This window comes from Microbacterium luteum, assembly GCF_015277875.1.
In the GTDB taxonomy this organism is placed as follows: Bacteria; Actinomycetota; Actinomycetes; order Actinomycetales; family Microbacteriaceae; genus Microbacterium; species Microbacterium luteum.
In genome coordinates this window covers 1,707,644-1,721,407 of record NZ_CP063814.1, presented here as the reverse complement: position 1 = coordinate 1,721,407, position 13,764 = coordinate 1,707,644, and the positions used below count along the sequence as shown (strand labels likewise).

The following is a 13,764-nucleotide window of genomic DNA, read 5'->3' as shown; positions in this document are numbered from 1 at the left end:
CCTCCTCCGAGCTTCGGTAGTGGCGCCTCGCCGTTCCTGAGTCTGTGCCGGGCCTCACCCCACCTTGTGCAGCCACACGACGGGCGCCTCGTCACCGGCGTGCCGGAAGGGTTCCAGCTCCTCGTCCCACGCGGCTCCCAGCGCGACGTCGAGTTCGCGCTGGAGTTCCCGCGCATCGCCGGCGGCGACCTCCATCGCGTAGCGGAGGCGATCCTCGCCGATGACGATGTTGCCGACGGCGTCGGTCTGCGCGAAATGGATGCCGAGCCCCGGCGTGTGCAGCCACCGGCCGCCGTCGTGCCCGGGCGAGGGATCCTCGGTGACCTCGAAGCGAAGGTGCTCCCAGCCGCGGATGGCGCTGGCAAGCGCCGCACCCGTACCGGCGGGACCGTCCCAGTAGAACTCGGCACGACGCGTGCCGGGCTGGACGGGCTGCTCGGACCACTCGAAATTCACTGCTCGGCCGATGGCGCGACCCACCGCCCACTCGAGGTGGGGGCAGAGCGCGCGAGGTGCGGAGTGGACGTACACCACTCCGCGAGAACGCGATGTCGCCATGATGTCTCCGTTTCGTTGTCAGGTGCGTCTTCCCCTACGACCTGGCACCACGGAGCGTGGCGGACGTGTTCGGTTGTCTGCCGTCATTATCACCCGATGCGGCCGATAATCACAAGGGATCCGGCCGCGACACGCCGCGAGCCCCCGACGATATCGCCGGGGGCTCGCGGAGGATGTTCGAGCTCAGGCCTCGCTCATCGCGAGCTTCTCCTTCTGGCCCTTGGCGGCGTAGTACGCAGCGCGTGCGGCGTCGCGCCGCGCCTGCTCGGCCTGACCGGCCTCCCGGACTTCTTCCGAGATCTCGTAGTACTCCGTCGTGGGCTGGCCGTTGTAACGCGCGATGTACTCGTCGAGCTCGGGCCCCGACTCCCACGAGGTGATGAGGCAGTATCGCGGCTCGTCACCCTGGTGGTGCACCGCATGCCACAGACGCTGCGTGTCGACGATCAGCTGCGCACCGGCGGGCAGCGCGATCCGGTACTCGATGCTCGGGTCACTGCGGTTCTCCCGAAGCACGAAATAGCTGTCCTTGTCGTCGGTGAGGTTGAAGAACCCACGCACGACCCAGCCGGTGCCGTCGGGGTTGAGGCGGTTGTTGTCGTCCTGGTGCAGGTTGTAGAGGCAGTCCGCGTAGGAGTTCGGCTGCAGCTCGATGATGCGGCACCGTCCGACGTTGGCACCGGGCTCCTTGGCCCGCGCGGTGAGGGTCGGCGCCTTCTCGGTCTGCTCGTCGATCCAGACGCCGTCCTTGTCGGTGCGCGGCGGCTCGTGGTTCCAGAAGCCGTTGCACTCGATCTCGCCCTTGGCCGACGCCAGCGGGGCGAAGCGGGTGTCGCCGGAGGACTTCCAGTCGACGTATTCGATCTCGAGCCACTCCTTGGGGTCGATCTCCTTGTCGTACGGGTCGAGCACGACGAAGCCGGTCGATTCGAGAGCGGCGCTCTTGATGTAACCCATGATGCGAATCATGACCTTTCCGTTCGGGGCCAGCACGTTTTTACAGGCCCGACTTAGGCAAGCCTACCTCGCCGCCGGTCGGCGCCCCGTGGTCGCCGACCCGGTTCACTAGACTCGACGGCGGCCTGCAACGAACGGAGCGAAGCGCCCCATGCTCACTGCCACGAACATCGACGCCCACGCGGTGAACACCGTCGCCTGGCTGTCCGCCGCGGACGCCACGATCGTGGTCCCGGTGTACCAACGGCAGTATCGCTGGGACATCGGCGGCTGCGAACAGCTGCTCGCCGACATCCGCGCGGTCGCCGATTCGGACGAGCGTCATATGCACTTCATCGGATCGATCCTGAGCGCTGAGATGCGCACCGATCGTCTGTCCGAGCTCGTCCTGATCGACGGACAGCAGCGGATCACCACGCTCATGCTCCTCGTCGCCGCGCTGCACCACACCGTGCGGGACCACGACCCGCTGCTGGCCGGTGAGCTCGAGCAGGTCCTCGTGCATCCCGACGCACGCGCGACCAAGCTGCGCCCGCATCGCGCCTGGGCGAACGTGTTCGAGGCGGTCGTCACCGACTCGCGCGGGGACGCCGTGCGTGACTCCCGCTTCGATGACAACTACGCCTTCTTCCGCAGCCAGGTGCGCCCCGACGAGGTCGCGCGGGTCTGGCGAGGTCTGCAGAAGCTCGAGCACGTCGCGATCACCCTCGGGCCCGGCGCGAACGCCCAGCAGATCTTCGAGTCGCTCAATTCCACCGGCGAGCCGTTGCGCGACCACGAACTCATACACAACTACGTGCTGATGGGCCTGTCACACGGCGAGCAGACCGCCATCGAGGACGAGTTCTGGCTCCCCATCGAACGGCACACCGGCGAGCGGATCGCGGACTTCTGGAACCACTATCTGGTGATGATCGGAGGCCGCGAGGTCGCCGTCACACGTGGGCGTGGTGTCTACGAGGCCTTCCGGACGCACTTTCCGCGGCTGGAACCGGCGGCCCTGCGCACCCATGCCGAAGCCTGGCGCGCCTATGCCGAGGTGTACGGCGTGCTCCTCGACCCGGCACGCGAAGCGGACCCGGACGTCTCCCGTCACCTGCGCTGGCTCTCGGTCTTCGGCGCGGGGATGTTCCCCCTCATGATGCGCGTGCATCGCGAATGGACCACCGGCGTCATCGACAAGCCCACGCTGGTGACGGTCCTCGAGCAGCTCCAGTCGCTTCAGCTGCGTCGTACGATCGTGCGCCTCACGAACGAGCGTCTCGTCGCGAGGCTCCTCCGGGCGCTGGACGACGGTGTGGACGCCCTCACGCTCGCCATCTCCCGGCTCACTCCCTCGGACGACCGCGTCCGCGTGGCGCTGAAGTACACCGAGCTCCCGCATGCGATTTACGTGATGTCCCGGCTGGCGGGCGTCGACGACGTCGCCGATGTGGACGTGGACCACATCCTCCCCCTCGCCCCCTCCGACGACTGGACGGGCGACGGACGCACGGCGTGGTCGGACGTCGACGACGACACGCAGAACGCCCATCGCGCTCTTGCCGCAACCCTCGGCAACATCGTCCTCCTGGAGGAGGATGCCGCGATGGCGTCCTTCGGCGCGTCCTTCCCCGCCAAGCGCGCCGTCCTCGAGCGCAGCGCCATCCCGCTGACGGCGGAGGCTGCGAGGGCCGAGCAGTGGAACACGGCGGCGATCTCGGCGCGCTCGGCGTCACTTGCAGCCGCGTTCATGACCACGTGGCCGCGTCGCGGCCCGATCGTCATCGATGACGACGGGCTGACGCCCATCCTCGATGCGGTACCGCGCCGAGGATGGCCGCGCGGATGGCAGCAGGAGTTCGCCTACGTCGAGTACGTCGGCGAGCACTGGGAGGTCCCCGACGTGAAGTACCTCTTCAACCGGGTCTTCAAGCGCCTGTGGGCCGACTCGCGCATATCGGTGGAGACCTTCAGCGCGCGCCGGGGTGGGCCGGTGTACCCGGAGATGTCGTGGACCGGTCAGTGGGACCGCCTCGACGACGAGCACTTCCTGTACATGGGGTGGGACTCGCGCTACATGCTCACCGCCATCCAGGGCGTCCTCGTCGAAGCGGGCCTCGCGCCGGAGGTGTTCGTGAAGTACTCCTACCTGTGGGCCGACTGACGACTCACTCGGCCTTGCGCGACCCCGCCTCGAGGCGATCGCCGGTGGGCAGCTCCTGGTGCCCGCCGAATTGGAGGCGCATCGCCGAGAGCAGCTGATTCGCGTACTGGTCTTCGTCCCGGGAGGCGAAGCGCTCGAACAGCGACGCGGCGAGCACCGGCGCCGGCACACCGACGTCGACGGCGGCCTTGACGGTCCATCGCCCCTCTCCCGAGTCCGACACACGGCCGGCGAGCCCGTTCAGGTCGGGGCTCTGCTCGAGGGCGGCAGCCGTGAGATCGAGCAGCCAGGAGGAGATGACCGAGCCTCGCCGCCACAGCTCCGCGACCTTCGGCACATCGATGTCGAACTGGTAGAACTCCGGTTCCTCGAGCGGTGCGACCTCCGCGGAGTGCTCGGCCTCGCGCACTCCTGCATCCGCGTTGTGCAGAATGTTGAACCCCTCCGCGAGGGAGGCCATGATGCCGTACTCGATGCCGTTGTGCACCATTTTGACGAAGTGGCCGGCACCCGCAGGTCCGCAGTGCAGGTAGCCGAGCTCCTCGGGAGCGTATTCCCCCGACCGACCGGGCGTGCGATCGATCTCACCCGGTCCGGGCGCGATCGTGCGCAGCACGGGCTCGATCGTTCGAACCGCTTCGTCGGCGCCGCCGACCATCAGGCAGTAGCCGCGTTCGAGCCCGAACACACCTCCGCTCGTGCCGGCATCGACATAGTGGATGCCTTCCTCCCGCAGAACCGCCGCGCGACGCACATCGTCGCGGTAGTTCGAATTCCCGCCGTCGATGATGATGTCACCCGGCGCGAGGTGTTCGGCGACCTCTGTGACGACCGTGCCCGTCAGCCCCGCCGGAATCATGAGCCACACCACCCGCGGGCCCTCGAGCTTCGACGCCATGTCGGCGACGTCGGTCGCCGGCGTCGCCCCCTCCCCCGCCAGCGCGGACACCGCGTCAGCGTTGACGTCGTAGACGACGCACTCGTGTCCGTCGCGCATGAGGCGGCGCACGATGTTCGCCCCCATGCGTCCGAGTCCCACCATTGCCAGCCGCATCCGCGTCTCCTCTCGGGTCCCTCCGACCCTATCGACGCGCCCGATGGAGCGGGAACCCCTTGCGTGGGCTCACCGTGAGTAGGGCGGGTGGGACTTGAACCCACGATCGTCGGGTTATGAGCCCGCTGCCTTGACCAGCTTGGCCACCGCCCCCGGCATCCCGACCGGGATGACCTCGTACGAGCCTACCGGGCGTCGTCGTCGGGATCGTTGATCGGCGGCTCCGGCCAGACCTTCGCAACCGCCTCTCCCAGCCGCGTGGACCCGGTCGGCGGGTGGGGTCCGTCGAAGCCGCTGCCGTCGCTGCCCCGCTCCAGAGGGAGTTCCTGGCTGTCGGAGATGATCTGGGGGTGGTGACGTGCGAGCTGGAACACCCCCCACACGGCGATGGCGCCGGCGACGGCGAACCCGATGTAGGCCCACAGGGGTGCGTTCTGCGCCTCGCCGAGGACCGTGAGTCCGATGACGACGGCGACGATCGGATCGATCACGGTCAGTCCGGCGATGACGAGATCGGGAGGCCCCGACGAGTACGCGGACTGCACGAAGTACGCCCCGACCGCGGTCACGATGAGAAGTGCCGCGACGCAGGTGAGGGTCAGCCACTCGAAATCTCCAGACTCGATGCGGCTGAGAACGACCTTGGCGAGCGTCGCCACGAATCCGTAGAGGATGCCCGCGGCCATGATGTAGAAGAGCGCGCCGACGTGGTGACGCCGCCACAGCCACACCGCACTGAACAGCACCGCGACCACCGCGAGGATGAGAAGGACGGTGATCAGCTGCCGGTCGCTGAGGGGCGTCTCGGTGGCGAACAGGGCGGCGATGGTCACGAAGAGGAAGATGCCGCCCACGCATGCCACGATCGCGATCACGGATCGCCGCGTCGGCCGATGGCCGCTGATCTTGGCGTTGAGGAGCGTCGTGATCACGAGCGCGATCGCTCCGAGCGGCTGCACCACGATGAGCGGCGCGAACGACAGAGCCGAGAGCTGACAGACGATGGCGAGACCCAGCATGACCGTGCCGAGCACCCACGACGGGCGCGCCAGGAGCCGGCCGAGCTGCGCAGCGGTCAGGCCCTTCTGCGTCCCTCCGCTCAGGCGCTCCACCTTGGTCACCCCTCGGTGCTGATACTGCGCCCCGAAGGACATGAAGACCGCGCCGATGAGGGCGAGCGGGATGCCGATGAGGATCCCCGGATCCTGGAACGCGCCCACGAGCTGATCGCCGACATCCTCGACACTGCCGACATCGATAGCGATCACGCTTCGACGATACCCGGGCGTCCGGAGGTTACGCTGTCGGACGTGCCCGTACTTCCGATCCGCATCATGGGCGATCCGGTCCTCCACGGCCCCGCCTCCCCCGTCGAGTCCGTCACCGACGAGATCCGCGCGCTCGTGGCGGACATGTTCGAGACGATGGATGCTGCGCCGGGCGTGGGCCTTGCCGCGCCGCAGGTCGGCGTGCCGCTGCGCATCTTCACCTACGCGTACGAAGACGACGACGGCCATCCCTGGCGCGGGGTGATCCTGAACCCCGAGCTGTGGATGCGTCCCCTGGAGCCGGGCGCACCCGATCCGGACGAGGAGTCGGAGGGCTGCCTCTCGTTCCCCGGCGAGCGATTTCCGCTCCGTCGTTCGGACACCGTCCGGGTGACGGGCATCGACCTCGACGGCATGCCCGTGACACTCGAGGTCGACGGATGGCGCGCCCGGATCCTGCAGCACGAGTTCGACCACCTCGAGGGCGTCCTCTACGTCGATCGACTGGACGACGGCGACTGGAAGACCGTGCAGAAGATCGCCCGCAAGCGCGGCTGGGGACGACCGGGCGCCGCCTGGACCCCCGGGGTGGACGAGCTCGAGGCGTAACGCACGCCGAGCGTCGGCCCCTCAACGGGTGATCATGGACCGACCTCAGTCGCAGTGCAGATACTGCGCGTTCGCGGGCGGTGGGTCGACCGCACAGGCATCCGGCACCATCACCTGAGCGAGCACGCCCCACCCGACGCAGGCGGCGACGACCGCCGTAGACACCACCCACACGATCCGTGTGACGCGCTTCTCGCGCAGGCCGACGATCTTCTTCCCGCTCATGTCCCCACTCCGTCAGGCCATCGCGAATCGCTCGGCGCTCACGTGCGCATCCGGTATCCCCAGCGTGGCGAGGGCGGCTGTGACCGCGTCCATGACCGGACCGCTCGCGCAGAGGAAGTAGGCGCGCTCGCGCCGATCCGTCGGCAAGACGCGATCCAGCACGTCGGTGCGGATGCGGCCGGTCTCGCCATCCCAGCCGTCACCCGGGCGGCTGACGACGTGCACCACCTCGAGGTTCGGCATGCGCTCCTGGAGCTCGCGCAGCCGGTCGGCGCCGATGATGCGATCTTCATGTCGGTTGCCCAGGATCAGCAGACAGTCGCGGTCGTCGCCTCGATCGGCGAGGGTGGAGATCATGCTCAGCATCGGGGTCACCCCCACGCCGGCGGCGATGAAGACGAACCCGTTCGCATCGTTGCGTTCCATCGTCAGGTGGCCCCACGGCCCATCGAGGTAGACGACGCTGCCGAGCGACAGATCCGGAACTGTCGCAGTGAAGCCCTGCTCCGGCTTGATCGTGAACCGTACCCGCCCCGGGCTCTGCGCGCTGGAGGAGAACGAGAAGGGATGGTACGTCATCGCGAAAGGCGAACCCCCGACATGGATCCACGCGTACTGCCCGGCTTCGAACTCGAATCCGCGCGGGCCGAACGACCTCGGATCGACCGGCTCCAGCTCGATCGTCGACGAACCCGCCGCTTCGTTCTCGACGGCGACGACCCTCCAGCGTCGTCGCCAGCGGAGGATCGGGCGCACGATTCGCACCCAGACGCCGATCGAGACGAACGCGAGTGAATAGCACACCCACAGCGCCTTCTCCCACGGCTCGTCGACGTAGTACCCGATCAGCAGAACGTGCACGAGTGCCGTCACGACGATCAGCGTCGCAAGCACACTGTGCATCACCTGCCAGACCGCGTATCGGATGTGCAGCCTCCGCCGCCAGATCGAGGTCACGATGAGCACTGCCAGAAGCACCACGCTCACCACCGCGAAGCGCGCACGGGCCGGCGCCTGAGCGACATCCAGAAGAGCGAGGAAGCGCGGATCCCAGAGGAAGAGGATGATCGGGTGAGCGAAGATGAGGAGCGCGATCAGCCAGGTGATCTGCCGGTGGAAACGCAGGAGCAGATCGAGTCCGAACACGCGCGCGGTGCGCACGGTGTGCGCGGCGAGGACGAATTGGAGCCCCATCAAGGAAAGCCCGACGAATCCCGCGGCCACCGACAGGTTCACCCAGAACCCACGTCCGGGATCCAGTTGGATCAGGCTGAGGATCAGCGGGCCGAGTGCGATGGTGAGGTACAGCGCGGCCCACCCCGCGGCGCGCGCCGGGGTGCGCGAACGGCGCTGCGGCATGACGGAGACCTTCCGATGTCGGGTGGGACCGAACCTATCGGAAGCGAACGGACGGGATCAAAACGGCACCGCCCTGCCCGGGTCGATCACCCCGCAACTCCGCGGGGATCCAGCACGACGGCCGGTGGAAACGACGAAGCCCCGGCCTTCTCTGCGAAGGTCGAGGCTTTCCGCTCCCCCACTTGGACTCGAACCAAGAACCTACCGGTTAACAGCCGATTGCTCTGCCAATTGAGCTATGGAGGAATATCCCCGCTGCGCGGGCAACCAGATGATCCTAACAGGATTCGCCCGACGGGAGGAAATCAGTCGGACGGCTTCGCGGCGGCCACCAGCCGGTGATCCGCGTCGCCGCTGGGCGTCCAGAGGAGGTCATCCGCTCCCCGGCCGGCGGCGATCGCATGCCCGGACCGCATGACGATCACATCAGCCTCGAGCCCGCGCACGACATCGCGGTCGTTGGTGCCGACCAGCGCGGCCATGCCGTACTCATCACGGCGTCGCAGCAGCGCTGCGAGGGCCGCCGCCCGCACCTCGACGTCGAGATTGGCGAACGGCTCGTCGGCGACGAGAAGCTTCGGATCGAGGATGAGCGCCTGCGCGAACGCGACCCGCTGGCGCATGCCCGCGCTCAGCTCATACGGATACTTCGCGGCCGCGCCCAGCGGGAGCTGCATCTCGTCGAGCAGCCCCGCGACCCGGACGGCCAGCGCGCGGGCGTTGACGTTCTTGTCACGCGATGTGATGGGCTGACCGATCAGTTCCGACACCGTGAAGCGGGACGGCAGCTTCGCGCCGGCGGACTGCGGCAGGTAGCCCGTGAGATACGTCAGTCGGCGCAGCGCCCGCCCCGGACGTCGGACCCGGATGCCGTGCACGCGCGCGTCGCCCCCGACGACGGCGAGGCCGGACTCGCCGGCGCCGGCGATGACCGCGAGGAGGCTCGACTTGCCGGCACCGGTCGGGCCCATGATCGTGAGCGCATGCGCGTATGGCAGCGTGAAGGACAGCCCGTCCACGACACGCTCGTCCGGTGCACCGCGACCCGCCCGGGAGATCGAGAGATCATCGGCCCGGACGGCCACGTCCGCTTCTTCGATCCGCGACGCCATACCGACATCCTGCCGTGTCCGCGCACCGATCACCAGCGCGCATGCGTCAGTCCTCGGCGTCGAGCCGCTGGCGCTCGACGTCGAGCTCACGCAGTCGCAGTCGGATACGTCGCCCCTGCTCACTGTCGGCGGGCACCCGCTGGATCGCTCCGAGAAGCTCCGTCTTCTCGGTCTGGAGTCCGCGTCGCACGAGGCGCCGCGCGAGATCCGCGGTCGACGCCTCCGCGCTCTCGACCGTCGATGCCGGAAACGGCATGGTCAGCAGTTCCGAGGCGAGCGAGCGGTACGGTTCGCGCACCTGATCGATCGCCTCGACCGACCAGCCGGGCCGGGTCACGTCGGCCGTCTGCGCCACGACCTGCCGAACCGCCTCGAGCGCGGGAGTGCGGAATGGCTGGTCGACGGCACGCGCCAGCAGGGCGGTGTCGAGGCGGTGACCGAACTGAAGGAATCCCATCAGGGCATCCCGCTCGAGGGCGGCATCCGGCGTACGCGGGAGCTGAGCGACGGTCGCGCGCGACACCGAGGCGGAACCGTCGTCGTCCGGCCGCGCCGCGGGCGCAGCGCTCATGCGACGACGGTCCTCCGGCTCGCGTCGGCCGGCACGCTCGACCTCGCGTCGGACATCCTCGGTGTCCATTCCGAGGCGACGAGCGAGCACGCGGATGTACTCCGGCTGGATGAGCGGATCGCGCAGGTCGGCGACCACCGGTGCCGCGGACCGCAGGGCCCCGATCCGACCCTCCACGGACGCGAGATCGTAGGCGGCGATCCGCTGGTCCAGGACGAACTCGACCATCGGCGACTTCGACTCGACGAGGCCGCGGACCGCACCGTCGCCGCGGTGGAGACGCAGGTCGCACGGATCCAGTCCCTGCGGGCCCGTGGCCACATAGGTCTGTGCATTGAAGCGCTTGGCATCGGCGAACGCGCGAAGCGCGGCTTTCTGCCCGGCGGCGTCCGGGTCGAAGGTGAACACGACCTCGCCGGCCTGCGAGTCGTCTCCCATCACGCGCCTGAGGACCGTGATGTGATCGGACCCGAAGGCCGTGCCGCACGTGGCGACGGCGGTGGTCACCCCTGCGAGGTGACACGCCATGACATCGGTGTAGCCCTCGACGACCACCACGCGGTGATCCCGGGAGATGTCTCGCTTGGCCAGGTCCAGGCCGTACAGCACCTGCGCCTTGCGATAGATCGGCGTCTCGGGCGTGTTGAGGTACTTCGGACCGTTGTCGTCGTCGTACAGGCGCCGGGCGCCGAAACCGATCGTCTGCCCGGTGACGTCGCGGATGGGCCAGACCAGGCGACCGCGGAATCGGTCGTACACCCCCCGCTGCCCCTGGGAGACGAGGCCGGCGGCCAGCAGCTCCTCCCGACGGAACCCGCGTGCACCGAGCGCGTCGAGCATCCCCGACCAGCCGCGCGGCGCGTACCCCACGCCGAAGTGCGCCGCTGCGCCGGCGTCGAACCCGCGCTCGCCCAGGAAGCGGCGCCCGGCGTCGGCATCCGGTGTCGCCAGTTGCGCGCGGAAGTACTCCGCCGCCGCCGCGTTCGCCTCGTAGAGGCGCGCGCGGCCGCTGTTCTGCGGCGCAGCCCCGCCGTCCTCGTAGTGCAGCGCGTAGCCGATGCGCGCGGCGAGACGCTCGACCGCCTCCGAGAAGCTCAGGTGGTCCATGCGACGGAGGAACGTGTACACGTCACCGGACTCACCGCATCCGAAGCAGTGGTAGAAGCCGACCTGGGGCCGCACGTTGAAACTCGGGCTGCGCTCGTCGTGGAACGGACAGAGCCCCTTCATGGATCCGACGCCCGCGGGCTTGAGGGCGACGCGCTCGCCGATGATGTCGGCGATGTTGGTACGCGCCTTCACCTCGTCGACGTCCGCCTGACGGATCAGTCCGGCCATCAGACCCCGACCTCGCCGCGTGGACGAGGAGCCCCCGACGGCCGCGGCTCGCTGTAGCGCGGAGCCCAGACCCCCAACGAGGCGGCGTCGACCTCGCCGACCAGGCGGCCGTGCCAGGCGATCGCGACCTGATCGGTGAGGCTCGCCACCTGATCGACCACGACGCGACGGCGGGAGTCATCGTCGGCCGCGGCGTCGAAGTCGTCGGCGTACTGGGGGTCCAGCGCCTGAGGCGAGTCCCACAGCGCCGACGCCAAGCGCTTCAACACGCGTCGCTGTTCCCTGTAGAGCTCCTTGCGCCCGTCGATCGAGACCACCGTGGCACCGATGATCCCTTTCAGCACGGCCATCTCGGCCTCAATCACCCGAGGCACCACCACGTGCGCGCGGTAGCGCGTGAGAACGGGGCCGGCATACGCCTCCCGCGTCGCGGTCGTCGCGGCGCGGGCGAAGCGGCCGATGAGGTCGGAGGTGAGGTTCTTCAGACGGGCGAGGTCGGCCCGGCGTGCGGAGAATCCATTGATCCACTCCGGCAGCCGCATCAGCCGGAACAGGGCGTCGGCGAGTTCATCTCGAGCGAAGTCGTATCCGACCCATGACTGGATGGCCGTCAGCAGCGCCTCGTGCTCCGAGGTGTCCGAGAGCCGCCGCGGATCGAGGTAGCCGTTGACGACGGCGTCTTCGAAGTCGTGGACGGAGTAGGCGATGTCATCCGACAGGTCCATCACCTCCGCCTCGATGCAGCGCACCCTGCCGGGGGCACCGGCGCGCATCCAGTGGAAGACCGGCTCGTCGTCGGGATACACCCCGAACTTCAGCCGCCCACCGGGGTCGGGCAGGGGATGCTCCGCCGTCCAGGGATACTTGCACGTGGCGTCCAGGCTCGCACGCGTGAGATTCAGGCCGTGGCTCTGGCCGTCGGCTCCGAGCACCTTGGGCTCGAGGCGGGAGAGGATGCGCAGCGTCTGCGCGTTGCCCTCGAATCCACCGACGTCTTCCGCCCAGTCGTTCAGCGCCCGTTCGCCGTTGTGTCCGAACGGCGGATGGCCGAGGTCGTGGCTGAGGCAGGCCGTGTCGACGACGTCGGGCGACAGGTGCAGCGCGGTCGCGAGTTCACGGCCGACCTGTGCCACCTCGAGCGAGTGCGTCAGACGGTTTCGCGCGAAATCGGCCGGGGAAGCCGGGCTCAGCACCTGGGTCTTCGCGGCGAGCCGGCGAAGCGCGGCCGAGTGGAGCACGCGTGCGCGATCACGCGCGAATCCGTCGCGGTGAGAGCGGTGCTGCTCGGCGTGGAAACGCGCGGCGTCATCATCGTCGTACCCGGCCGGGCGCTCCGACCGCATCGCGTCGTCGTCACCCGCCACTGTGATCCAGCTCCGCTTCGGCCATCGCGCCGGACGCGTCCGCGGCGAGCTCACGCGAGTGGAGCCATCCCTCGGGAAGCGCCGGCCGCTTGGGACTGCCCGCTCGCCCGCGCTGCCCCTCTGCGGCGGCACCCGGGTACGGCGCGGACAGGTCGAGCTCTCCGATCAGGTCGTCGATTTCCGCGAGGCTGGAGACCGTCGCGAAGCGGGCACGCAGATCACCGCCGACCGGATACCCCTTGAAGTACCACGCCACGTGCTTGCGGATGTCACGGCACCCACGGCTCTCGTCGTCGAAGAACTCGATCAGCAGCTCGGCATGGCGACGGAAGGCGTCGGCGACGAAGGCGAGCGTCGCATCGACGGGCGGCGCAGCCGTTCCGGGTCCACCGAGCCGTCGGGCGAGATCGCCGAACAGCCACGGTCGGCCGAGGCATCCCCGACCGACCACGACGCCGTCGCAACCGGTCTCGCGCATCATGCGCGCGGCGTCGTCCGCCGACCAGATGTCGCCGTTGCCGAGGACCGGCACACTCGTGACGGCCTCCTTGAGTGCGGCGATCGCAGACCAGTCCGCGCTGCCCGAGTAGAACTCCGACGCGGTACGGGCGTGCAGGGCGACGGCCGTGACACCGGCGTCTTCGGCGATCCGGCCCGCGTCGAGGTAGGTGAGATGGTCCGCGTCGATGCCTTTGCGCATCTTCACCGTCAGGGGCACGTGCTCGGCGGCGCGCGCGGCTCGCGTCACGATGTCGCGGAAGAGCCCGCTCTTCCACGGCAGTGCCGCCCCACCCCCCTTGCGCGTGACCTTCGGGACGGGACACCCGAAGTTGAGGTCGATGTGATCAGCCCGGTCCTCCGCCACGAGGAGTCGGACGGCGTTCTCGACGGTAGACGGGTCCACGCCATAGAGCTGGATGGATCGCGGCGTCTCGGACTCGTGGTGGGTGATCAGGCGCATCGTGGTGGCGTTCCGCTCAACCAGCGCACGGGACGTGATCATCTCGCTGACGTACAGACCCGCGCCGTACTCGCGACACAGCCGCCGGAAGGCGGTGTTGGTGATGCCCGCCATGGGGGCGAGCACGACCGGCGCATCCAGGGCGATCGGCCCGATGCGCAGGGCGCTTGCAGGCGCGGTGACGGTGGTGTTCATCCGGACCATTCTCCCAGACGCGGACCCCACGCGCGGGCGCCGTACCC

Annotated in this window: 12 protein-coding genes and 2 tRNA genes; 2 read left to right on the top strand and 12 right to left on the bottom strand. The window is 68.8% G+C overall.

Translation table 11 applies throughout. The features are described 5' to 3' along the window. Positions 1–54: 54 nt before the first annotated feature. Both IM777_RS08550 and IM777_RS08545 read right to left on the bottom strand, forming a co-directional pair. On the bottom strand, positions 55–558 hold the full coding sequence (locus IM777_RS08550; protein WP_071043422.1) for a DUF3145 domain-containing protein: 504 nt from the start codon (positions 556–558) through the stop codon (positions 55–57). Between the two features lie 183 nt (positions 559–741). After that, a complete protein-coding gene (locus IM777_RS08545; protein ID WP_071043728.1) occupies positions 742–1,515 on the bottom strand; it encodes a hypothetical protein in 774 nt (257 codons plus the stop codon). A gap of 151 nt (positions 1,516–1,666) precedes the next feature. Here IM777_RS08545 and IM777_RS08540 point away from each other — a divergent pair, with 151 nt between their 5' ends. Continuing rightward, the gene (locus IM777_RS08540) at positions 1,667–3,661 is read left to right on the top strand and encodes a GmrSD restriction endonuclease domain-containing protein (RefSeq protein WP_194385304.1); all 1,995 of its coding nucleotides are present in this window, start codon (positions 1,667–1,669) and stop codon (positions 3,659–3,661) included. A gap of 4 nt (positions 3,662–3,665) precedes the next feature. On the opposite strand, the gene gnd is transcribed toward IM777_RS08540, so the two are convergent. From gnd to IM777_RS08525, 3 genes are all read right to left on the bottom strand, one after another. Beyond that, positions 3,666–4,715, bottom strand: coding sequence for a phosphogluconate dehydrogenase (NAD(+)-dependent, decarboxylating) (gene gnd / locus IM777_RS08535; protein WP_194385303.1), 1,050 nt, complete (start codon positions 4,713–4,715; stop codon positions 3,666–3,668). A 79-nt stretch (positions 4,716–4,794) separates the two neighbouring features. After that, positions 4,795–4,868 (bottom strand) — tRNA-Ile (locus tag IM777_RS08530). Positions 4,869–4,900: 32 nt separating this feature from the next. Next, positions 4,901–5,974 (bottom strand): DMT family transporter, encoded by a 1,074-nt coding sequence (locus tag IM777_RS08525; RefSeq protein ID WP_390178138.1) that lies wholly within the window; start codon positions 5,972–5,974, stop codon positions 4,901–4,903. A 51-nt stretch (positions 5,975–6,025) separates the two neighbouring features. Here IM777_RS08525 and def point away from each other — a divergent pair, with 51 nt between their 5' ends. Beyond that, positions 6,026–6,592 (top strand): peptide deformylase, encoded by a 567-nt coding sequence (def, locus tag IM777_RS08520; RefSeq protein WP_194385300.1) that lies wholly within the window; start codon positions 6,026–6,028, stop codon positions 6,590–6,592. A gap of 45 nt (positions 6,593–6,637) precedes the next feature. On the opposite strand, the gene IM777_RS08515 is transcribed toward def, so the two are convergent. From IM777_RS08515 to dusB, 7 genes are all read right to left on the bottom strand, one after another. Continuing rightward, on the bottom strand, positions 6,638–6,817 hold the full coding sequence (locus IM777_RS08515) for a hypothetical protein (protein ID WP_194385299.1): 180 nt from the start codon (positions 6,815–6,817) through the stop codon (positions 6,638–6,640). Positions 6,818–6,829: 12 nt separating this feature from the next. Beyond that, positions 6,830–8,176 carry a ferredoxin reductase family protein gene (locus tag IM777_RS08510; RefSeq protein WP_194385297.1) on the bottom strand — a complete coding sequence of 449 codons (1,347 nt, stop codon included), beginning with the start codon at positions 8,174–8,176 and terminating at the stop codon, positions 6,830–6,832. Positions 8,177–8,349: 173 nt separating this feature from the next. Continuing rightward, a tRNA-Asn gene (locus IM777_RS08505) sits at positions 8,350–8,422 on the bottom strand. A gap of 59 nt (positions 8,423–8,481) precedes the next feature. Beyond that, a complete protein-coding gene (locus IM777_RS08500) occupies positions 8,482–9,288 on the bottom strand; it encodes an ATP-binding cassette domain-containing protein (protein ID WP_194385295.1) in 807 nt (268 codons plus the stop codon). Between the two features lie 46 nt (positions 9,289–9,334). Beyond that, entirely contained in the window at positions 9,335–11,197 is a 1,863-nt protein-coding gene (gene dnaG, locus IM777_RS08495) for a DNA primase (RefSeq protein WP_194385293.1), read from the bottom strand. Beyond that, positions 11,197–12,540, bottom strand: coding sequence for a deoxyguanosinetriphosphate triphosphohydrolase (locus IM777_RS08490; protein ID WP_194385497.1), 1,344 nt, complete (start codon positions 12,538–12,540; stop codon positions 11,197–11,199). The genes dnaG and IM777_RS08490 overlap by 1 nt, the downstream gene beginning before the upstream one ends. Positions 12,541–12,550: 10 nt before the next feature. After that, on the bottom strand, positions 12,551–13,717 hold the full coding sequence (gene dusB / locus IM777_RS08485; protein WP_194385292.1) for a tRNA dihydrouridine synthase DusB: 1,167 nt from the start codon (positions 13,715–13,717) through the stop codon (positions 12,551–12,553). Positions 13,718–13,764: the final 47 nt, after the last annotated feature.

What these genes read in the sequence shown, in the direction of transcription:
- IM777_RS08550 (WP_071043422.1), bottom strand. Translation starts at nt 558, where the DNA reads ATGGCGACATCGCGTTCTCGCGGAGTGGTGTACGTCCACTCCGCACCT.
- IM777_RS08545 (WP_071043728.1), bottom strand. Translation starts at nt 1,515, where the DNA reads ATGGGTTACATCAAGAGCGCCGCTCTCGAATCGACCGGCTTCGTCGTG.
- IM777_RS08540 (WP_194385304.1), top strand. Translation starts at nt 1,667, where the DNA reads ATGCTCACTGCCACGAACATCGACGCCCACGCGGTGAACACCGTCGCC.
- gnd (WP_194385303.1), bottom strand. Translation starts at nt 4,715, where the DNA reads ATGCGGCTGGCAATGGTGGGACTCGGACGCATGGGGGCGAACATCGTG.
- IM777_RS08515 (WP_194385299.1), bottom strand. Translation starts at nt 6,817, where the DNA reads ATGAGCGGGAAGAAGATCGTCGGCCTGCGCGAGAAGCGCGTCACACGG.
- IM777_RS08510 (WP_194385297.1), bottom strand. Translation starts at nt 8,176, where the DNA reads ATGCCGCAGCGCCGTTCGCGCACCCCGGCGCGCGCCGCGGGGTGGGCC.
- IM777_RS08500 (WP_194385295.1), bottom strand. Translation starts at nt 9,288, where the DNA reads ATGGCGTCGCGGATCGAAGAAGCGGACGTGGCCGTCCGGGCCGATGAT.
- dnaG (WP_194385293.1), bottom strand. Translation starts at nt 11,197, where the DNA reads ATGGCCGGACTGATCCGTCAGGCGGACGTCGACGAGGTGAAGGCGCGT.
- IM777_RS08490 (WP_194385497.1), bottom strand. Translation starts at nt 12,540, where the DNA reads ATGCGGTCGGAGCGCCCGGCCGGGTACGACGATGATGACGCCGCGCGT.
- dusB (WP_194385292.1), bottom strand. Translation starts at nt 13,717, where the DNA reads ATGAACACCACCGTCACCGCGCCTGCAAGCGCCCTGCGCATCGGGCCG.